This window comes from Staphylococcus sp. HMSC13A10, assembly GCF_001808005.1.
Classification (GTDB): domain Bacteria; phylum Bacillota; class Bacilli; order Staphylococcales; family Staphylococcaceae; genus Staphylococcus; species Staphylococcus pasteuri.
Genome location: NZ_KV791857.1, coordinates 58,573 through 80,240 on the forward strand (window position 1 = coordinate 58,573; position 21,668 = coordinate 80,240).

A 21,668-nucleotide genomic window follows, 5' to 3' on the forward strand; every position below is an offset into this window, starting at 1 on the left:
GAGATTATTTGAAAATCCCAAAAGGTTGTTTTACTTTACGATATTTTATGAAGTTGCTCCATATTTTAATTCATTCAATCAATAGTTATTACAATATATTTTGTCTAATAAGTATATGGTTTTTTGCTTTGTTGACGTTCTTTTAATTCTTCTTCTGGATTCCACTCTTGTCTCTTGGTTGAATCATCATAAGAATTATTATTTTGGAATTGATTAGTTGGTCCTTGTTTATCTGATTTCGCAAGTAGCATGATACCAGAAATTAACCATAATACCATCGCAATAATATTAGTTGCCATAATACCAACAATTGCAGCTGCAATTAATAAACTAGCGCCTAATTTACGTCTTCCTTTAACAGTTAGCGCACCAACAATTCCTAATATAGTAGAGAAAGCTAACACACCCATTGATAAAGCAATTGATGTTGCAAGCATGTCCATAGACATATCTTGATTACTTCCCATCATTTTGCTTACCATTTCTTCATTTTGAGATGCACCGCTTCCTGACTTCATAGCGAAATAACCTACGATTACTAATAATAAATATAAACTACTCAATCCATTAGCAATCCAAGCTAAAATAAGTTCTGTTTTTCTTTTCATTTCGGTACCTCCTTAAATCCTTACCTTAATAATACTAAAAACTGTCTTTTCTTGCTAATTAATACACTAAAATTTTAATACTCTAGAAAAAAAGACCAAAAATGAATACTAAACTTTCATTTTTGGTCTTTAAATTATTATTTAGAGTTGTTTTCTTCATCAATATTTTGATTATCTTGCTTAACGTTATCTCTCATTTTTTGTTCAGTTTCACCGAACATTTGACGACGTTCTTCGTAATTCATTCTACGTTGATTTACAGCACTTGGTTGATTTTTACGTTTTTCTTTCATGCGTTGATTATATGCTTTACGCTTTTCTTTTTTCTTAGCACGAATTTCTGCTTTTTCTCTCTTTTGTTGAGCTTTTAGTTCTTTTGGATCAATATGAGGGTCATCATTATAATTATTTTGTGCTTCATCATATGCACTATCATTATAAGCCTCTGGATTAACTTGTACTTCGTTATTAGAATTAGATTTCTTATTATACTTAGCTTGTCTAGATAATACTGTAGGTTCTTCTTCTTGTTCATCATCATCTGAACGATATTCACTTTCAACAGCACGCTTAGGAAATTGTTCATATTTATCATCATATGTTTCATTATTTTCTTCATTTTGTGCTGTAGCATCTTGAGTTGGTTCATATGCTTGTTCTTTACGTTCCATACTACGACGTGATGGTCGTCTACGTTGACTTGTTTTCTCAATTCTTTCTTCTTGTTCAGGTTCATATTGATGTGTATCTTGCTCTGGAACTTCATTATAAGGTTGGTAACCATAACCGTTATTATAATTTGGTACGACTTCTACCTTGTTCTTTCTTACAAACATCATAATTGCTATGATGAAGAATAAAATTGGAATAATTAAAGTTACAACAAGTAACACTAATGGTATCGTAATGATTGCTGATAATAAGAATAAAAATCCAGATAAAATTCTAATATTCATAGATATTAATGCTAAAAATGAAATCAGTAAACAAACAATGAAATACACTATAATAGCCCATACACCATTTTGTAACCAAATTACAAATTGCGTAGTACTTAAACTATTATTTGCCAACATTTGTTGAATAAGGTCATTATTATTTAATGTATTCTCTAAGTTAGCAATTGATGTATCATTACTAAATGACACTAAAGCTATAAACATCGTGACAATTGTCAACACTAGTAAGAATACCCAACTAAGCCAACCTAATACTTTTTCTGTTAGTCGACTGACTGGACGTTTGATTTGAGTATATTGCTCTCCTGTCATTCGTTACAACTCCTTACTTTACTTATCAAGTTATTATATCGAAAATAACATAAAATAACTACCATTTTCATTCTACTTTAACGACATTTTAAAATTTAAAAAACTTTCGTTATATTCACTTAATGTATCTTGACCTAAATCTTGATAAACTTCTAAACGTTGTTGTTCCTTTTTATTAGGGTAAAATCTATGATCATTTTTAATATCATTTGGTAACATATTCCTTGCAGCTTTATTTGGTGTCGCATAGCCTACCCATTCGGTATTTTGTTTGTTGTTTTTTGCATCTAATAAGAAGTTCATAAATTTATATGCGCCCTCTTTATTTTGCGCTGTTTTTGGTATAACCATATTATCAAACCATAGATTAGACCCTTCTTTAGGAATAACGTAATTATATTTGTCACTTTCTTGTACTAATGGAGCAGCGACCCCACTCCAAACAACGGCCACATTACCTTCATTCTGTTGAAGCATCATTGTAATTTCATCACCTACGACACCTCTTACTTGTGGTGCTAAATTCTGTAAATCTGATTCAGTTTTTTTAATATGTTGTGGATTTTTATCATTCAAACTATATCCCAGTTTATTGAGACCCAAACCTATAATTTCTCGAGCACCATCTACTAAAAGTACTTCATTTTTATATTTTGGTTTATATAAATCTTTCCAACTATTAAAAGAATCATTTGGATACTTATCTTTATTATATAAAATGCCAACAGTACCAAAGAAATAAGGTAATGAATATTTATTATGGCGGTCATATGGCATGTTCATATAATCTGAATCTAAATTTTTAATATTAGGTATTTTTTTATGATCAAGTGGTTCTAAAAGATGTGCACGTTTTAATTTTTGTACTGTATATTCACTTGGAAACGCTACATCGTAATGCGTACCTCCGTTACGAATTTTTGCTTCCATAGCTTCATTAGAATCAAATGTTTCATATACTACTTGTATACCTGTTTCTTTTTCAAACTTTTTAATTAAACTTGGGTCAATGTATTCTCCCCAGTTATATACATAAATTTTCTGATTGGTATCTGTATTCTCTTTTGATTTAAACCAATGACTGACTGCTAAACATAAAGCACCAATAATGATAGAGATTAAAATTAATTGTAAAAATCGCTTCATGTATTCACACCTCGTTTCGTGTGTTTTTTACGTTGAACGATGTGCTGAATCACGTAATAACCAATGACACCTATCATTATAACGACAAATAATATTGTTGATATAGCATTAATTTCCATACTTATACCTTTACGAGCCATGGCATAGACTTCTACAGAAAGCACACTAAATCCGTTACCTGTTACGAAAAAGCTCACTGTGAAATCATCTAAGGAATACGTTAATGCCATAAAAAAGCCACCGATGATTGCAGGCATTATATTAGGTATCACAATACTACTCAATAGTTGTGATTCTGTAGCTCCTAAATCTCTAGCTGCATTCAACATACTATCATTCATTTCATATAATTGAGGTAATACAACGATAACAACTATCGGTATACAGAATGCAATATGTGATGCCAAAACTGTCCAAAAACCAAGTCCTAATCCAGTAAAATGACCTATAGCAGTGAACATAATTAAAAAAGAAGCACCAATTACAACGTCAGATGATACCATCAATACATTGTTTAAAGTTAATAAGGTTACTTTAAATTGTTTATTTCTTAAATAATAAATAGCAATTGCACCTAAAGTACCTATTAAAGTTGAGACAGCAGCTGCAATTAATGCGACTGCGACCGTATTAAAAATGACAGACATTAATTTATCATTTTGGAACAAGGTTTGATAGTGTTCTAATGTGAAATGTTCAAAATGAATCATATTACCTGCTGAATTAAATGAATATACCATCAAAAACAAAATAGGTATATATAACACAGCAATTAAAATACTTATATAAAGCTTGCCATACCATTTCACATTTCTCACCCTTTCCTATGATTAGATTTAGATTTTGTCATAATTAATATAAATGCCATGAAGATGATTAAGAATAATGCAATCGTAGATCCCATTCCATAGTTTTGAATAGTTAAAAATTGTTCTTCAATTGCTGTACCAATATTAATAACTTTATTACCTGCGATAAGACGAGTAATCATAAATAATGATAATGCTGGTATAAAGGTAACTTGTACACCTGTCATTACACCTTCTCTTGTTAATGGTACAATCACTTTTCTAAATGTCGTTAATGGACTGGCACCTAAATCACTAGATGCTTGTAGTAAATTATTAGGTATAGCTTTCATACTATTAAATATAGGCAGTATCATAAATGGGATATAGATATAACTAGCCACCACAATAAACGCACCTGCTGTAAATAACATGTTTATTGGAGATAAATGAAATATATTTAATAATTGATTAATTAACCCATCATGACTTAATAAACCAATAAATGCATATGTTTTTAATAATAGGTTAATCCAAGTTGGTATAATCATAATCATTAATAGTAAATTTTGATATTTTGATTGTGCAATATAGTAAGCAGCTGGATAACTTATCACGAGCGTTACAATTGTTATAATAGCTGCAAAAAGGATTGAATCAGTAAACATTTTTAAATAACTAAATGTAAAGATATGTTCATAGTTAGTAAAGCTAAAATGTCCTTGATTATCGAGAAAAGAATAATAAACAAGAAGTACCACTGGGATGATAATAAAAAGTACCATCCAAATTAAATATGGGATGAGTAATAAACGATTTGTATTACGCATTATCAACTTCCTCATAACTTTCAATTCGTTTATCAAATTCTTCTTCCGTTTCTCCAGGTACCATAATATGAATAGCTTCTGGTTCAAAATATAAACCAACTTCACTACCAACTTCTGCTTTACGTGTCGACTGAATTACCCACTCATATCCTTTTCTATCAACTACACAAATTTCGTAATGTACCCCTCTAAAAAGCATTGAATCAACTTTTACTTGGAATAAGCCTTTATCTGCTTCGATTAAAGAAATATCTTCAGGACGAATCACTACATCTACATTTTTATTTTCAGGAATTCCCATATCTACACATTCAAAATCTTGACCATAAATATTAACAACGAAATCTTCGACCATTCTTCCTTTTACAATATTAGATTCACCAATAAAATCTGCCACAAATCGATTGACTGGCTCATCATATATATCATTAGGTGTACCAAATTGTTGAATTTTACCATCTTTCATTACAAATATGTAATCACTTAAAGCCAAAGCTTCTTCTTGATCATGGGTTACGAAAATAAATGTGATACCCAATCTTGATTGCAATTCACGTAGTTCATATTGCATTTCAGTTCGTAATTTTAAATCTAAAGCGGATAATGATTCATCTAATAAAAGTATTTCTGGTTCGTTAACAATCGCTCGTGCTATAGCAACACGTTGCTTTTGACCACCACTCATACCATTGATATTGCGTTCTTCATATCCTGAAAGTTTTACTAATCGTAAAGCTTCTTCTACTTTATCTTTTATTGCAGATTTACTCATTTTCTTAAGTCGTAATCCATATGCGATATTATCATATACATTTAAGTGTGGAAATAATGCATAATCTTGGAATACTGTATTCACTTTTCGCTTATTTGGAGGTAACTTGCCGATTGGTTTATTTTGGTATATAACTTCACCTTTATCAGGATATTCGAATCCAGCTATTAATTTTAAAATCGTTGTTTTACCACATCCAGAAGGACCTAACAATGTATAAAAGTGTCCAGACTCTATATCAATATCAATTTCATTTAATATTTGAACGTCATCATATCCTTTACTTACTCCCTTAAATGATAATAATGGTGCCAATTTCTACAACTCCTTATAAATATGATGCTGTTGCAACAATTAATATTTTCACTTCTTCATGACTTTCATTAAATAGACGATGATCATCGTTCGCTTTAAAATAAAATACATCTTCTTTGTTAGCATGATAACAAGTATTACCTAATTGAAGTGTAACTTGACCTTGCAAGCAATAGATAAATGTATCAGATTCTGATGGATTAAATGTTTTATAAGACGCACCAGGTTTTAATGTTAATAAAAGTGGTTCCATTTCAAATTCATTAGATTTAGTTACTAACCAATTTAATATATAGCCCCTATCATATTCATCATAAATGACCTGATCTTTCTTTTTATAAATGACCTTTTGTTGTTCTGATTCCTTAAAGAAATCACTTGCTGAAGTACCCAAGACTTCTAAGATACTTAAAAATGTCTCCATACTTGGTGATGCATTTTGACTTTCTATTTGGGAAATATATCCTTTTGAAAGATCAGTTCTTTCTGCCAATTCTTCTTGAGTTAAATTTTTTATTTTCCTAAGATTCTTAAGTTTATAACCTATATCCATATTGAAACCACCTAAAAAAAGCTATATTAAGTTTACTTTTATCAAACATTTTGTTTAACGCTTAATAAAAATACCAAAATATAACTTTATAATCAATACTTTTTAAAATAAATGATTTGTATTATGGATTATGACTTTGCAGAAAAGACTTGTTGATCGGGATTTTTAGTCACTTCTTGAACAACTTTGTAGCTATTATATCCACTACTTTTTTCAAATTCTTTAAATATTTGTTTTTCTTCTGCTTTACCAGGGACTATTTGTTTAAAAGTTTTGTAAGCATTTTTGACATCTTCGCCTTTAACAGATGATTCGTAATAATTTTCAATTTGATTAAAGAAATGAATGACTGACATCATTTCCTCATTGTTCCAGTCTATATCTAAGGGATATTGATATTCCATGTTTTTTCACTCCAATATGTTTAATAGAATATATATTCAGTCTATCGAACAAGCATTTAACAAACAACTGATTTAATATTTTTAAACTAAGATTGTATATAGTTTTGACAACATAAAAAAACTGGCAACAATTATGTTGCCAGTCTCATTTAACTAATTCGTTAAATTACATTGTGTGGATTGGGTAACCAATCGCTTTTTCAGCTGCTTCCATTGACATTTCACCTAATGTTGGGTGAGCATGTACTGTTAAAGCAATATCTTCAGCGTTCATACCTGATTCAATTGCTAAACCTAATTCAGAAATAATATCTGATGCGCCAGTACCAACAACTTGAGCACCGATGATTGTGTCATCTTCTTTAAGTGTAATTAATTTAACAAAACCATTAGTATCATCTAAAGATAATGCACGGCCATTTGCAGCGTAAGGGAATTTAGAAGCTTTAATTGATAAACCTTCTTCTTTTGCTTGCGCTTCAGTATATCCAACTTGAGCTAATTCTGGCTCAGTGAAACATACTGCTGGCATACCAATGTAATCAACTTCTGCAGCTTGTCCATCAATAGCTTCTGCAGCAACTTTTGCTTCGTAGCTAGCTTTATGAGCAAGTGGTAAACCTGGAACGATATCTCCAATTGCGAAAATATTTTCGATTGAAGTACGGCTTTGTTTATCAACTTCTAATAAACCGCGTTCTCCGAATTTAAGACCTAATTCTTCTAAGCCTAATTCATCAGTATTTGGACGACGACCTACAGTTACTAATACATAATCAGCTTCGATTGTTTGTTCTTCACCTTTAGCTTCATAAGTAACTTTAACACCATTTTCAGTTTCTTCAGCTGATTTAGCCATAGCTTCAGTAACGATTTCGACACCTTTTTCTTTCATGCCTTTTTTAACTGGTTGTGTCATTTGTTTTTCAAAGCCGCCTAAAATATCTTTGGCACCTTCAAGAATTGTTACTTCTGAACCGAAGTTTGCAAATGCAGTACCAAGTTCTGAACCGATATAACCGCCACCAACTACAACTAATTTACCAGGTACTTCTTGTAAGTTTAACGCACCTGTTGAATCGATAACGCGTTTACCGAATTCAAAGTTAGGAATTTCAATTGGTCTAGAACCAGTTGCGATAATAGCATGTTTGAAATTGTAAGTTTGAGCACTTTTTTCATCCATAACACGTAAACTGTTATTATCTACAAAGTAAGCTTCGCCTTTAACGATTTCAACTTTATTACCTTTTAATAATCCTTCAACTCCACCAGTTAATTTGTTAACTACTGATGATTTGAATTCTTGAACTTTTTCATAGTTTAAAGAAACACTTTCAGCAATTACCCCTAAATTTTCTGAATGTTGTGCTTCAACAAAACGATGAGATGCGTGTAATAAAGCTTTAGAAGGAATACAACCAACGTTTAAGCAAACGCCGCCTAAATTACCTTTCTCAACGATTGTTACTTTTTGACCTAGTTGTGCTGCACGAATTGCTGCAACATAACCTCCAGGACCTGCTCCGATTACAATAGTATCTGTTTCAATTGGGAAATCTCCAACTACCATCTTTTTACCCCTCCATTAATAATAATTCTGGATTATTTAATAAACGTTTAATGTGATTCATAGCATTTTGTCCAGTTGCACCATCGATTTGTCTGTGGTCAAAGCTTAATGATAATGCAAGAACTGGAGCTGCTACAATTTCTCCATCTTTAACAATCGGTTTTTGAGCAATACGCCCAATTCCTAAGATAGCTACTTCTGGGTGATTAATAACTGGAGTGAACCATTGTCCACCAGCTGAACCGATATTACTGATTGTACATGTTGCACCTTTCATTTCATCAGAAGTTAATTTACCATCACGTGCTTTAACAGCTAGTTCATTAATTTCATCAGAAATTTGGAAAATAGATTTACGGTCAGCATGTTTAACAACAGGAACTAATAAACCTCTGTCTGTGTCTGCTGCAATACCAATATTCCAATAATGTTTGTGTACAATTTCGCCAGCTTCTTCATTAAATGAAGTATTAAGTGCTGGGTATTTTTTAAGTGCAGAAACAAGTGCTTTCACTACATATGGTAAGAAAGTAAGTTTTGTTCCTTGTTCAGCTGCAACTTCTTTGAATTTCTTACGGTGATCCCATAATTGTTGAACATCAATTTCATCCATTAATGTAACATGTGGCGCTGTGTGTTTAGAATTAACCATAGCTTTGGCAATTGCTTTACGCATAGCTGGGATTTTTTCAGTTGTTTCTGGGAAATCGCCTTCTGGAACTGTTTGAGTTGCTGCAACGTTACTATCTTCTGAAGTAGCATCTGATGCTGCACTTTCATTAGATGTAGTTTGAGCTGATCCACCATTTAAGTATGCATCAACATCTTCTTTTGTAATACGTCCATTTTTACCTGAACCTGCAACTGCTTTAATATTCACGCCATTTTCACGTGCATATTTACGTACTGAAGGCATTGCTTTAATAGTTCTATTTTCATCAACTTCAACGTCTTGAGCATTAGTTGCTGCTGGTTGACTTTCTTGAGATGAAGCATTGTCTTCTTGAGGAGCTTCTTCTTTAGGTGCATCACTTGATGATTCATCACTGTGATGACCTTTAAATGTCATTTCTTCAGCATCTGGTGCGTCAATTTTAACGATGATATCACCAACAACTGCTACTGTACCCTCATCAACTAATACTTCTTCAATTGTACCACTAACTGGTGATGGAATTTCTACAACAGATTTATCATTTTGAACTTCTGCTAAGACATCATCTTCTTCAATTGTATCTCCAGCTTTTACAAACCATTTTACAATTTCACCTTCGTGGATACCTTCCCCGATGTCGGGTAATCTAAATTCAAATGCCACGGTCTTTTTCCTCCTAAGATTTTATAATAAAAATCACTATTTAATATAAATTTTATTCATTTATTAAAATTCTAAAGTTGCTTTTGCTTTTTCAACAATATCATTTTTATTTGGTAACCAAACATTCTCAGCTTGAGTAAATGGATATACTGTGTCAGCTGCTGCAACACGAGCGATTGGAGCTTCTAATGATAAAATTGTACGTTCAGCTAATTCAGCTGCTACTTGTGCACCAACACCTGCTTGACGTTGAGCTTCTTGTACAACTACTGCTCTATTTGTTTTTTCAACTGAAGCTACTAAAGTATCAATATCAATTGGTTGTACTGTACGTAAATCAATTACTTCAACAGAATAACCTTCTTTTTCTAACTCTTCAGCCGCTTTTAATGATTCTTGAACCATTGCGCCATAAGCGATTATAGTAATGTCGTTACCTTCTTTTTTAACATTAGCTTTTCCGATATCAATTGTATATTCTTCTTCAGGAACTTCTTCTCTGAATGAACGATATAATTTCATATGCTCTAAATATACTACTGGATCGTTACTTCTAATAGAAGAAAGTAATAAACCTTTAGCATCGTATGGACCTGAAGGGATAACAACTTTTAATCCAGGAGATTGAGCTAAAATACCTTCTAAGTTATCTGCGTGTAATTCAGGAGTATGCACACCGCCACCGAATGGGGTACGAATTGTTACAGGTGCAGTTTTAGAACCACCTGAACGGAAACGAGTACGTGCGATTTGTCCTGCTACAGAGTCAAATACTTCATATACGAATCCTAAGAATTGGATTTCCATTACTGGACGGAAACCTTCAATAGCTAAACCTAAAGCTAAACCGCCAATACCAGATTCTGCAAGTGGTGTATCGAATACACGATCTTCACCAAACTCTTTTTGTAAACCTTCAGTAACACGGAATACACCACCGTTAACACCAACGTCTTCACCGAAAACTAATACGTCTTCGTCTTTTTTAAGTTCAGTTTTAAGCGCATCATTAATCGCTTGAACCATTGTCATTTGTGCCATGGCTTACTTCGACTCCTTCTCTTTGTAAATTTCATATTGTTCTGCTAAGTTTTGAGGCATTTCTTCATACATGATTTCCATTAGAGAAGTAACAGTTTGTTTTTCTGTATTGTCAGCCTCTTTAATAGCTGCTTTGATGTCTGATTTAGCACGTTCAATAACTTCATTTTCTTTCTCTTCATTCCAAAGACCTTTGTTTTCCAAGAATTTTCTGAAACGTACTAATGGGTCTTTTTTCTCCCATTCTGCGTCTTCATCTGAAGTTCTGTAACGTGTAGGGTCGTCACCAGCCATAGTATGTGGACCATAACGATATGTCATAGTTTCGATTAATGTTGGACCTTCACCTGCAACTGCACGTTCACGAGCTTCTTTAGTAGCTTGATATACTGCTAACGCATCCATACCATCAACTTGGATACCAGGGATACCAACAGCAATAGCTTTTTGAGCTAATGAAGTTGCTGCAGTTTGTTTGCTACGTGGTGTTGAAATCGCGTAGTTATTGTTTTGAATAACAAAGATTGCTGGTGCTTTGTATGCTGAAGCAAAGTTAATACCTTCATAGAAGTCACCTTGAGATGAACCACCATCACCAGTATAAGTAATTGCAACTGCATTTTTTCCACGTTTTTTAAGACCGAATGCTACACCTGCTGTTTGAATATATTGAGCACCGATGATAATTTGTGGGCTTAATGCATTAACGCCTTCAGGGAATTGATTTCCTTTGAAGTGACCTCTTGAGAATAAGAAAGCTTCAGTTAAAGGTAAACCATGCCAAATAATTTGTGGCACATCACGATACCCTGGTAAAATAAAGTCTTCTTTTTCTAAAGCGTATTGAGAAGCTAATTGAGAAGCCTCTTGTCCTGCTGTAGGTGCATAGAAACCTAAACGACCTTGTCTATTTAAAGAAATAGAACGTTGGTCTAAAATACGTGTCCATACCATTCTTTCCATTAATTCTACTAATTCTTCGTCTGTTAAATCAGGTACTAAGTCTTCATTTACAACGTTACCATCTACGTCTAAAATTTGAACCATTTCAAATTTCGACTGTGTGTCATTTAGTACTTTTACCGCATCGAATTGGGCTTGTAACTTAGGAGCCATTCAATTCACCATACCTTTCCCATTTATAAATAGAAATTCATTTTATCCATAACAATTGTATCACAAAAAAATAACCCTGTTAAACGATTTCATAAAGTTCTGTTTTATTATAAAAAGATACAGATGTGAGGACTGTACTAATACTTCCCCTACATCTGTATCAATCGTCAAATTATTTAAATTGATCTACGTCTTGTTTTTCCTTATTTACCTTGTTCATAGCTTTTGAATACGCTTTAAATTTCTTATTCATATCTTTGTAGGCTTTACTTAATTCTTTTGATTTTTCATCAACTTGTTCTTGTGTTGCACCATCTTTATTAATAAAACTAAACAGTGATTTTTCTTTACCTAAAGCTTTTTTGTAAGCCTTTGCATAGTCGCTATGTGTTTTATATTTATCTTTTATCGCTTTATCTAGTTCTTCAACTTCTTTTTTCTTATCTTTATTGTCTATATTATCAATGTGTGATTCTGCTTTTTTAAATTCTTTTTCAGACTCATTAAGCGCTTTTTCTTCTTTTTTAAATTCTTTTTCACGTTTTTCTGCATTTTCGACAATATCATCAGCAGCTTTCTCTCTAGTTTGCTGATCTTTATCATTAGCTTTTTTAAATAGCTTTTGTTTTTCTTCTTCTAACTTATTTATTTTTTTACTTACATCTGTAACTGGTTTTTCTTTATCAAAAGCATTTTGTACTTGATCGTCATATGCTTTAATTTCCTTTTTATCTGTAGTACATCCTGCTAACAAAACAGCCGATGTAGCTACTACTGCTATCGTTTTGTTAAATTTCATTTCTGTTTCCTCCTCAAAGTTGTACGCTTGTTATAATAAATAAATCTACATTATAAATCAACGAAATCGATATTATAAACCGTCTAAACTATTCATGTATATAACGAGTATGCCTTTGTTTATATTATAATATAAAATTATTATACTATATAGTATCAGTGAGTTTTGAATTTACACCTTCTACTTATAGAAGTTTGTCGACTATGATGTTATTCTAACTTTTATTTAGTATTTCTACTAATAATCTAATTTACATCAATGTACTTCTACCTATCTAATTTGGTATATTTATATTAAGGAAGGTGTCAAACATGTTAACAATGAAAGATATAATTAGAGATGGTCATCCAACACTACGTGAAAAAGCTCAAGAATTAAGTTTCCCTTTATCTAATGAAGATAAAGAAACATTAAAAGCTATGCGTGAGTTTTTAATTAATAGTCAAGATGATGACATCGCTAATAAATATGGTTTACGCTCAGGCGTTGGTTTAGCAGCACCACAAATTAATGTCTCAAAAAGAATGATTGCAGTTTATTTACCTGATGATGGTAATGGGAAATCTTATGATTATATGTTAGTGAATCCAAAGGTAATGAGTTATAGTGTCCAAGAAGCTTATTTACCAACTGGTGAAGGATGTTTAAGTGTTGACGAATCAATTCCTGGATTGGTACATCGTCATAATAGAGTAACAATAAAAGCTCAAGACATCGAAGGTAATGATATTAAATTACGTTTAAAAGGTTACCCTGCTATCGTTTTCCAACATGAAATTGATCATTTAAATGGTGTAATGTTTTACGATCATATCGACGAAGCTAATCCTTTAACACCACATAATGATGCAGTAGAAGTTTAATATGAAATTTTAAAACTCGTAAGTATTATTTACTTACGAGTTTTTATTTCTGAACTTCTGTAAATATTATTACGAGTCTTAACTCCACTACTCCTCATTTTATGTATTTCTTCATCGTATCTAAATACCTGTCTATTATAATTTAAACGAATATCTAATAGTAAAAGTGGAACAATTCCATTTGAAAACTAGTCATTATTTAAATATTCTCGCTTAAAACACTTCTTATCACTTTACTTAAAGATAAAACTGCTTTATTTCTTCTTATACATCATGTAAAATATATATTAACTGAAAACTTAGTGAACTAATGCTATTTTTCAAAATTTGAACGACAATATTTCCCTGGAAAACATACTCGGTAGTGAAATTAAATAGAATCATTGTATATCTATTTAGATTGAGCTGGTATGTATTTTATTTTAAATAAGGAAGCATGCTTTATTGAAGAGTTATATCAATTAGAATTTTATTGTTTCTATCTTTAATAACCCGAGTTGTAAACCAAGGGACTTGAATAAATATTTAAAACAACCCTTAGGAGGAATTATATCAATGTCAGTATTTAAAGTATTCTATCAACATAATAAAGATGAAGTAATCGTGCGTGAAAACACACAAACAATTTATGTTGAAGCACAAACTGAAGAACAAGTTAGACGTTATTTAAAAGACCGTAATTTTAATATCGAATTTATCACTAAATTAGAGGGCGCACATTTAGATTACGAAAAAGAAACTTCAGATCATTTCAGTGTGGAGAAAGCTGAATAATGAAACAATTACATCAAAATGAAGTAGGTGTATATGCACTTGGTGGCTTAGGTGAAGTTGGTAAAAACACTTATGCTATTGAGTACAAAAATGAAATCGTGATTATTGATGCTGGTATTAAATTTCCAGATGATAATCTTTTAGGAATTGACTATGTCATTCCTGATTACACTTACTTAGAACAGAACCAAGATAAAATTGTTGGTCTGTTCATAACACATGGACACGAAGATCATATAGGTGGTGTGCCCTTCCTATTAAAGCAAATTAATGTACCTATTTACGGTGGTCCATTAGCTTTAGGATTGATTAGAAACAAATTAGAAGAACATAACTTATTACGTACTGCTCAACTGAACGAAATTAATGAAGATAGTGTCATTAAATCGAAACACTTTGAAATTTCATTCTACCTTACTACTCATAGTATCCCAGAAGCATACGGTGTTGTTGTGGATACTCCAGAAGGTAAAATTGTTCATACTGGAGATTTTAAGTTTGATTTCACACCTGTTGGTGAACCAGCTAACATTGCAAAAATGGCTAAACTTGGTGAAGAAGGTGTGCTTTGTCTCCTATCTGACTCAACAAATGCTTTAGTACCAGATTTTACACTTAGTGAACGTGAAGTTGGTCAAAATGTCGATAAAATTTTCCGTAATTGCAAAGGTCGTATCATATTCGCTACCTTCGCATCGAATATCTATCGTGTACAACAAGCAGTAGAAGCCGCTGTTAAACACAATAGAAAAATTGTCACATTCGGACGCTCAATGGAAAATAATATTAAAATTGGTATGGAATTAGGCTATATTAAAGCTCCACCTGAAACTTTTGTAGAACCAGGTAAAATTAATAGTATTCCTAAACACGAATTACTTATTTTATGTACAGGATCTCAAGGTGAACCAATGGCAGCATTATCTCGTATTGCTAATGGTACACACAAACAAATTAAAATTATCCCAGAAGATACAGTGGTATTTAGTTCATCACCTATTCCAGGTAATACAAAAAGTATTAACCGTACAATCAATGCACTTTACAAAGCTGGTGCAGATGTCATTCATAGTAAAATTTCTAATATTCATACATCTGGACACGGTTCACGTGGAGACCAGTCCCTTATGCTACGTTTAATTCAACCAAAATACTTCTTACCTATTCATGGTGAGTACCGTATGTTGAAAGCACATGGTGAAACTGGTGTTGATTGTGGTGTAGATGAAGAGAATGTATTTATCTTTGATATAGGTGACGTACTTGCCTTAACACATGATTCGGCTCGTAAAGCAGGTAGAATCCCTTCAGGTAATGTCCTTGTTGATGGTAGCGGTATCGGTGATATAGGTAATGTTGTTATTAGAGACCGTAAATTATTATCTGAAGAAGGTTTAGTAATCGTTGTAGTTAGTATTGACTTTAACACTAATACATTACTTTCAGGTCCAGATATCATATCAAGAGGTTTTGTTTACATGCGTGAATCTGGTCAATTAATATATGATGCACAACGTCGTATTAAAACAGATGTTATCTCCAAATTAAATCAAAATAAAGATATACAGTGGCATCAAATTAAATCTTCAATTATTGAAACATTACAACCATATTTATTTGAAAAAACAGCTCGTAGACCAATGATCTTACCGGTTATTATGAAAGTTAATGAAAATAAAAATCAATAATTCTATAATAAACTCCCATAAGTAAAAATTATCCTTCGATAATTTTACTTATGGGAGTTTTTGTATTGGAAAAATAAAATATTAGAACACAAAAATGCACTCAGATGAATCGAAATTAATCTACTTCATCTGAGTGCTAGAATTGTAAAGTATACCCCTACTTAATACTAATATTATTTATTTAACGATATTCTTTTCGAAGCGACCTAAATCATTATCGTGTCCAATCATAATCAGTATATCCCCGATTTCAATACTTAAATATGGATCAGGTGAAACTATAAACTGCTTACCTCTTTTAATAGCAATAATATTAATTCCATATTGAGCACGGATATCTAAGTCTATGATAGTTTGTCCAGTCATTTTTTCTGTAGCTTTTAATTCAACGATTGAATGTTCATCTGCTAATTCTAAATAATCTAATACACTGGCACTTGCAACATTATGTGCAATACGTCTTCCCATATCACGTTCTGGATGTACAACAGTATCTGCCCCTATTTTATTTAATATTTTGGCATGATAATCATTTTGTGCTTTGGCAGTAACCTTTTTTACACCTAATTCTTTTAAAATAAGTGTTGTTAAGGTACTAGATTGAATATTTTCACCAATTGCAACAATAACGTGATCAAAGTTTCTTATACCTAAACTTTTCATTACTGCTTCATCTGTTGTATCTGCAACAACTGCATGTGTTGCAATATCGCTATATTCATTGACTCTATTTTCATCACTATCAATAGCCATAACATCCATATCTAAGGCGTTAAGTTCACGAACAATACTGCCACCGAAACGACCTAAACCAATTACAACGTATTCCTTTTCCATAATTGTCCTCCGTAATATATACACATTTAAATAACAACGGCTAAATCAATCCTTACTAATGTAACACTTTAAAAATTGATTCAATACCGTTGTTATATATTGATAAACTTTTATAAATTATTTTTTGCCCTCAACATAATCTTTATCGAAAACAAATAATCTCAATAATAATATTAACGATGGAACTAATAAAAGTAAACCTAAAATAAATGCTATTACTAGTGCTAGACCCATTTCATCATTGACATGGGAACTTGAAATTTTCACAAATGGTTGTAATAAATATGGCAATTTACTGATACCATATCCGAAAAAGGCAAATAACATCTGTAGAATAACCATAATAAATGCCAAGCCATGATTTTTCTTAAATATTGTTAATGCACCAGCAATTAAGAAAAATATAAAACTAATAACAAACATCCACCAATAGTTAAAGACAGCATTATTAAAATGATATGAATTTTGAACTCTTAGTGATAAAAAGACAAATAATGAAATAATCATCATTGGTGGTCCCCAAAATATATGCCAACGTCTCATTAAATCGTATGCTGGTTTATCATTCGCTTTATTAGCATAAAACGTTAGGAATCCTGAAGATATATAAAGTACAGATATAATGGCTAAAAATACTACGGACCATGCGAAAGGACTTAATAACAATTGAACCCATTCCAAATCAACATGATTACCAACTTCTTTTATGTAGCCACCTTCTGAAATCGTTAATCCAGTCGCTAATGCAGCCGGAATCAACAAACCTGTTAAACCATATAAGACAATCCATGGTAATTTAGTATCTTGACCATAATTTTCAAATGCGTAAAAACTATTTCTAATTGAAATCAATATCGTTCCAAGTGAACCGGGAACAAGTAGCACTGTTCCTAAATACTTAACAGAATCCGGAAAGAAACCGACGAAACCGACAAAGAAAAATACAAAAAATACGTTGGTTACTTCCCAAACTGGACTTAAATATCTTTCAATAAGGTGATTAATTTTCTTTTCATCACCAGTAATTTTAGAGTGGAGTGCAAAGAATCCTGCACCAAAATCAATTGAGGCTACGATGATATAGCAAAATAAAAATATCCATAACACTGTAATACCTATATATGAATACATCATTTGCTATCACCTCTTTCTTTAATTACTCGATCAACATCATTGATTGCCGGTTTATTTTTAAACATTCTTAGTAAAACATAAGCTGAAGTTACTAAAAGTACTAAATATAATAATCCAAATAGAATTGTTACTAGCGTTATACCTCCAGCTTGTGTCGCTGCTTGTGAAACTCTTAAATATCCTCTGACAATCCATGGTTGACGTCCCATTTCAGTTAAGAACCAACCAAACTCTATAGCTAACATAGAAGCTGGTCCAGTTAATAAAATACCGTATAGCATTGCTTTATGCGTTGTAAACTTGCGTAATTTTTTAATGATTAAAAATAACATGTATATTCCAGAAATAATAAAACAAAATACACCCATAGATACCATTAAATCAAAGAAATAATGGACGATAAATGGTGGTAATTCATTTTTAGGGAAATCATTAAGTCCTTTTACTACTGTTTTTGTATTATTATCAGCTAAAAAACTTAACATCCCAGGTATTTCAATAGCACCAGATACTTCTTTCGTTTTGTCGTTTAACACACCCAAAAATACTAAATTAGCATGTGACTGCGTATCAAAATGCCATTCATAAGCTGCTAATTTTTCAGGTTGCACTTTATGCAAGAATTTTGCAGACATGTCCCCTGCTAACATAGATAATAATGTTGATATAAAACCAACAATCATAGTCATTTTTAAAGATTTTAAATGATATGTTTTATCCTCTGGGTGACGATTTTTTAATAACTTAAATGCTGCAATTGCTGCAAGAACAAATGCCATTGTCATACCAGCTGTTGCAACGACGTGAAATGATCTTACAATGAATGATGAATTAAACATTGCTTCTAATGGTTGAACATTCACCATTCGGCCATTCTTCATTTCAAAGCCAGCAGGTGTATTCATAAATGAGTTTACTGACGTAATAAAAAATGCTGAGAATGACCCACCGATAATCACTGGTAAACCAATGAAAAAGTGAATCCATTTATTTTTGAATCTATCCCATGTATAAAGATAAATACTTAGGAAAATTGCTTCAAAGAAGAAAGCAAATGTTTCCATAAACAATGGTAAGGCTATAACGTGACCACCCATTTTCATAAATGTTGGCCAAACGAGTGACAATTGCAAGCCAATAATTGTACCTGTTACAACACCGACTGCAACAGTTATTGTATAACCTTTTGACCATCTTCTTGCTAATGCTATATAATTCGCATCATTATTACGTATACCAAGAAATTCTGCAATAACAAACATTAATGGCATACCAACACCGATTGTTGCAAATATGATATGTACTGCTAATGTCATACCTGTAAGCAATCGGCTTATTTCTACTGATTCCATATATAATCACCTTGTACTTATAATTTTAAATATTTTACAATACTTAAAATTATAAATCTTCTGTATCACAAACAAAATACATCTGCTTACAATTTTGATATAAAATTTATTAAAAGACACACAATGTTCACACCATTGATATTTTAAGAATTTATCTATAAGATAAGTCTATACAAATTTAAGAGAAAGGAAATTTTCGATGTCACAGATAACATTATATACTCAAGACGATTGTCCACCTTGTACATTTGTTAAAAATCATCTAAAAGCAAATAATGTTGATTTTATAGAAAAAAACATTAAAAATAATCAATATCGTATTGAAATGATGGATTATGATGCGTTTGCTACCCCATTTATATTGTTAGATAACCAACCTATGTATCAAGTTGATATGGATAAAATTAATGATGCTTTTAATATTAAATAATCTTGAATGAACAAACAAAAAAGCAACTAGAGCAAAATTAATTGGCCTAGTTGCTTTTTAATATATATTATTTTGAAATGTTATTAACTAATTCGATAACTTCCTCTTGTGTAGCACAATCAATAGCACGATTTGCTAATTCTGACATTTCGTTTTGGCTTAAGCCATTAATTTGTCTTCTAGCTTTAAGAATAGATGTAGGACTCATTGAGAACTCGTCTAATCCTAAACCTAATAATAATGGCACTGCAGTTGCATCTCCTGCCATTTCACCACACATACCTGTCCATTTACCTTCTTTGTGAGAAGCTTCAATAACTTGTTTAACTAAACGTAAAATTGAAGGGTTGTATGGTTGGTATAAATAAGATACACGTTCTGACATACGGTCTGCAGCTAATGTGTATTGAATTAAATCATTTGTACCGATACTAAAGAAATCAACTTCTTTAGCAAATACATCAGCTAAAGCTGCAGTTGCTGGAATTTCAACCATGATACCAATTTCAATGTCATCAGATACATCATAACCTTCGTTTTGAAGATTTTCTTTTTCTTCTAATAACATAGCTTTAGCATCACGGAATTCTTTGATAGTTGCAACCATTGGGAACATAATATTTAATTTACCATAAACAGAGGCACGTAATAACGCGCGTAATTGTGGTCTGAAAATATCAGGTTGTGCTAAGCAAAGACGTATCGCTCTGTAACCTAAGAATGGATTCATTTCATCAGGTAAGTCTAAGTAAGGTAATTCTTTATCGCCACCAATATCTAATGTACGAACAACGACACGTTTACCTTCCATAGTTTCTAATACTTTTTTATAAGCTTCGAATTGTTCTTCTTCAGTAGGTAATTGATCTCTACCCATGTATAAGAACTCAGTACGATATAATCCAACACCTTGTGCACCATTTTCAATTACACCTGGTAAATCATTTGGTGTACCGATGTTAGCTGCTAATTCAGCATGAACACCATCTACAGATACAGTATCTGCATCACGTAATTTTTGTAATTCTTGTTTATCTTCAAAGAAACGTTCACGTTTATTTTGATAAGCAATTACTTCATCTTCTGTAGGGTCGATAATAACATCACCTGTTAAACCATCGACAATAATCATATCACCTTGTTTCACTTCTTTAGTGATTGATTTTGTACCTACAACAGCAGCGATTTCTAAAGAACGACTCATAATTGCTGAGTGGCTTGTTCTACCACCTATATTCGTAACAAAACCTTGAACGAATTCTTTGTTTAATTGTGCTGTATCAGAAGGTGTTAAGTCATTACCAATAATAACAACACTTTCATCAATCATACTTGGGTTTGGTAATTCAACACCAAGAATATGTGCTAAAACACGTTTAGAAACGTCTCTAATATCAGCAGCACGTTCTTTCATATATTCATTATCCATAGATTCAAAAATAGTAATAAATTGAGTAGTAACCTCACTTAATGCTGTCGCAGCATTAACTTTATCATTTTTAATTTTATCTTGGATTGGTTGAATTAATTCTGGATCATCTAAAACAAGTAAATGTGCATCAAAAATAGCTGCTTTATCAGCGCCTAATTGAACTTCTGCATTATTTCTTATTTTAGTTAATTCAATTTTAGATGCTTCGATAGCGTTATTGAATTTGCTAGTTTCACCTTCAACATCAGTGATTGTTTCACTGCTGTCAAAAGTTAAGTCTGGCTCAACTATTAAGTATGCTTTAGCGATTGCTACACCGTCAGATGCCGCAATACCATTAATTAATTTAGACATATTACTTAGTTAAACCTTCTTTTGATAAGACATCACTGATTGATTCAATTGCTTCTGTTTCGTCGCTACCGTCAGCATAAATTGTAATTTCAGCATCTTTACCAACACCTAAACTCATAACACCCATAATTGATTTTAAGTTAACTTTTTTACCGTTGTATTCTAATTGAATATCTGAATCAAATTTTGAAGCTGTTTGTACCAACATTGTTGCTGGGCGAGCGTGAATTCCTGTTTCGTCGATAATTACATATGATTTTTGTTCCATAA

General features: G+C 32.0%; 22 protein-coding genes. 4 read left to right on the forward strand and 18 right to left on the reverse strand.

What is annotated here, in order from left to right; translation table 11 throughout:
* Positions 1 to 104 precede the first annotated feature (104 nt).
* The 13 genes from HMPREF3125_RS07115 to HMPREF3125_RS07175 form a co-directional block, all read right to left on the reverse strand.
* Entirely contained in the window at positions 105 to 608 is a 504-nt protein-coding gene (locus tag HMPREF3125_RS07115) for a DUF4064 domain-containing protein (protein ID WP_017637685.1), read from the reverse strand.
* A 137-nt stretch (positions 609 to 745) separates the two neighbouring features.
* Positions 746 to 1,879 carry a lipoteichoic acid stability factor AuxB gene (auxB, locus tag HMPREF3125_RS07120; protein ID WP_070452784.1) on the reverse strand — a complete coding sequence of 378 codons (1,134 nt, stop codon included), beginning with the start codon at positions 1,877 to 1,879 and terminating at the stop codon, positions 746 to 748.
* 72 nt (positions 1,880 to 1,951) lie between these two features.
* On the reverse strand, positions 1,952 to 3,025 hold the full coding sequence (locus HMPREF3125_RS07125; protein WP_029055524.1) for an ABC transporter substrate-binding protein: 1,074 nt from the start codon (positions 3,023 to 3,025) through the stop codon (positions 1,952 to 1,954).
* Positions 3,022 to 3,834: an ABC transporter permease gene (locus HMPREF3125_RS07130; RefSeq protein ID WP_070452787.1), complete on the reverse strand. Its 813-nt coding sequence runs from the start codon at positions 3,832 to 3,834 to the stop codon at positions 3,022 to 3,024. Before HMPREF3125_RS07130 ends, HMPREF3125_RS07125 begins: the two co-directional genes overlap by 4 nt.
* Before the next feature lie 5 nt (positions 3,835 to 3,839).
* Positions 3,840 to 4,643, reverse strand: a complete 804-nt coding sequence (locus tag HMPREF3125_RS07135) for an ABC transporter permease (protein WP_017637689.1) — start codon at positions 4,641 to 4,643, stop codon at positions 3,840 to 3,842.
* On the reverse strand, positions 4,636 to 5,730 hold the full coding sequence (locus HMPREF3125_RS07140) for an ABC transporter ATP-binding protein (RefSeq protein WP_070452789.1): 1,095 nt from the start codon (positions 5,728 to 5,730) through the stop codon (positions 4,636 to 4,638). The genes HMPREF3125_RS07135 and HMPREF3125_RS07140 overlap by 8 nt, the downstream gene beginning before the upstream one ends.
* 13 nt (positions 5,731 to 5,743) lie before the next feature.
* Entirely contained in the window at positions 5,744 to 6,283 is a 540-nt protein-coding gene (locus HMPREF3125_RS07145; protein WP_017637691.1) for a helix-turn-helix domain-containing protein, read from the reverse strand.
* A gap of 128 nt (positions 6,284 to 6,411) precedes the next feature.
* Positions 6,412 to 6,687 (reverse strand): UPF0223 family protein, encoded by a 276-nt coding sequence (locus HMPREF3125_RS07150; RefSeq protein WP_017637692.1) that lies wholly within the window; start codon positions 6,685 to 6,687, stop codon positions 6,412 to 6,414.
* A gap of 166 nt (positions 6,688 to 6,853) precedes the next feature.
* Positions 6,854 to 8,260 (reverse strand): dihydrolipoyl dehydrogenase, encoded by a 1,407-nt coding sequence (gene lpdA, locus HMPREF3125_RS07155; protein WP_017637693.1) that lies wholly within the window; start codon positions 8,258 to 8,260, stop codon positions 6,854 to 6,856.
* Between the two features lie 4 nt (positions 8,261 to 8,264).
* Positions 8,265 to 9,578 carry a dihydrolipoamide acetyltransferase family protein gene (locus HMPREF3125_RS07160; RefSeq protein ID WP_070452792.1) on the reverse strand — a complete coding sequence of 438 codons (1,314 nt, stop codon included), beginning with the start codon at positions 9,576 to 9,578 and terminating at the stop codon, positions 8,265 to 8,267.
* A 63-nt stretch (positions 9,579 to 9,641) separates the two neighbouring features.
* Positions 9,642 to 10,619 carry an alpha-ketoacid dehydrogenase subunit beta gene (locus tag HMPREF3125_RS07165; RefSeq protein WP_070452795.1) on the reverse strand — a complete coding sequence of 326 codons (978 nt, stop codon included), beginning with the start codon at positions 10,617 to 10,619 and terminating at the stop codon, positions 9,642 to 9,644.
* A 3-nt stretch (positions 10,620 to 10,622) separates the two neighbouring features.
* A complete protein-coding gene (pdhA, locus tag HMPREF3125_RS07170; RefSeq protein WP_017637696.1) occupies positions 10,623 to 11,735 on the reverse strand; it encodes a pyruvate dehydrogenase (acetyl-transferring) E1 component subunit alpha in 1,113 nt (370 codons plus the stop codon).
* Positions 11,736 to 11,907: 172 nt separating this feature from the next.
* Positions 11,908 to 12,534, reverse strand: coding sequence for a YkyA family protein (locus HMPREF3125_RS07175; RefSeq protein WP_029055529.1), 627 nt, complete (start codon positions 12,532 to 12,534; stop codon positions 11,908 to 11,910).
* Positions 12,535 to 12,845: 311 nt separating this feature from the next.
* Here HMPREF3125_RS07175 and def point away from each other — a divergent pair, with 311 nt between their 5' ends.
* The 3 genes from def to rnjA all read left to right on the forward strand — a co-directional run bounded on the left by def (position 12,846) and on the right by rnjA (position 15,859).
* Positions 12,846 to 13,397 carry a peptide deformylase gene (gene def, locus HMPREF3125_RS07180; protein ID WP_017637698.1) on the forward strand — a complete coding sequence of 184 codons (552 nt, stop codon included), beginning with the start codon at positions 12,846 to 12,848 and terminating at the stop codon, positions 13,395 to 13,397.
* Between the two features lie 555 nt (positions 13,398 to 13,952).
* The gene (locus tag HMPREF3125_RS07185; RefSeq protein ID WP_017637699.1) at positions 13,953 to 14,171 is read left to right on the forward strand and encodes a DNA-dependent RNA polymerase subunit epsilon; all 219 of its coding nucleotides are present in this window, start codon (positions 13,953 to 13,955) and stop codon (positions 14,169 to 14,171) included.
* On the forward strand, positions 14,171 to 15,859 hold the full coding sequence (gene rnjA / locus HMPREF3125_RS07190) for a ribonuclease J1 (protein WP_070452798.1): 1,689 nt from the start codon (positions 14,171 to 14,173) through the stop codon (positions 15,857 to 15,859). The genes HMPREF3125_RS07185 and rnjA overlap by 1 nt, the downstream gene beginning before the upstream one ends.
* Before the next feature lie 177 nt (positions 15,860 to 16,036).
* Here the strand turns inward: rnjA and HMPREF3125_RS07195 are convergent, their stop codons facing one another.
* The 3 genes from HMPREF3125_RS07195 to HMPREF3125_RS07205 form a co-directional block, all read right to left on the reverse strand.
* Complete coding sequence (locus tag HMPREF3125_RS07195; protein WP_017637701.1) at positions 16,037 to 16,696, reverse strand: potassium channel family protein; 660 nt, start codon at positions 16,694 to 16,696, stop codon at positions 16,037 to 16,039.
* 117 nt (positions 16,697 to 16,813) lie between these two features.
* The gene (locus HMPREF3125_RS07200; RefSeq protein WP_017637702.1) at positions 16,814 to 17,830 is read right to left on the reverse strand and encodes a cytochrome d ubiquinol oxidase subunit II; all 1,017 of its coding nucleotides are present in this window, start codon (positions 17,828 to 17,830) and stop codon (positions 16,814 to 16,816) included.
* Positions 17,827 to 19,182 carry a cytochrome ubiquinol oxidase subunit I gene (locus HMPREF3125_RS07205; protein WP_070452801.1) on the reverse strand — a complete coding sequence of 452 codons (1,356 nt, stop codon included), beginning with the start codon at positions 19,180 to 19,182 and terminating at the stop codon, positions 17,827 to 17,829. Before HMPREF3125_RS07205 ends, HMPREF3125_RS07200 begins: the two co-directional genes overlap by 4 nt.
* 199 nt (positions 19,183 to 19,381) lie before the next feature.
* Here HMPREF3125_RS07205 and HMPREF3125_RS07210 point away from each other — a divergent pair, with 199 nt between their 5' ends.
* Positions 19,382 to 19,612: a glutaredoxin family protein gene (locus tag HMPREF3125_RS07210; RefSeq protein WP_017637704.1), complete on the forward strand. Its 231-nt coding sequence runs from the start codon at positions 19,382 to 19,384 to the stop codon at positions 19,610 to 19,612.
* Positions 19,613 to 19,679: 67 nt separating this feature from the next.
* Here HMPREF3125_RS07210 and ptsP read toward each other — a convergent pair whose 3' ends face one another.
* Together ptsP and HMPREF3125_RS07220 are read right to left on the reverse strand one after the other, a co-directional pair.
* Positions 19,680 to 21,398: a phosphoenolpyruvate--protein phosphotransferase gene (gene ptsP, locus HMPREF3125_RS07215; RefSeq protein WP_070452804.1), complete on the reverse strand. Its 1,719-nt coding sequence runs from the start codon at positions 21,396 to 21,398 to the stop codon at positions 19,680 to 19,682.
* 1 nt (position 21,399) lies between these two features.
* Complete coding sequence (locus HMPREF3125_RS07220; protein ID WP_017637706.1) at positions 21,400 to 21,666, reverse strand: phosphocarrier protein HPr; 267 nt, start codon at positions 21,664 to 21,666, stop codon at positions 21,400 to 21,402.
* Positions 21,667 to 21,668: the final 2 nt, after the last annotated feature.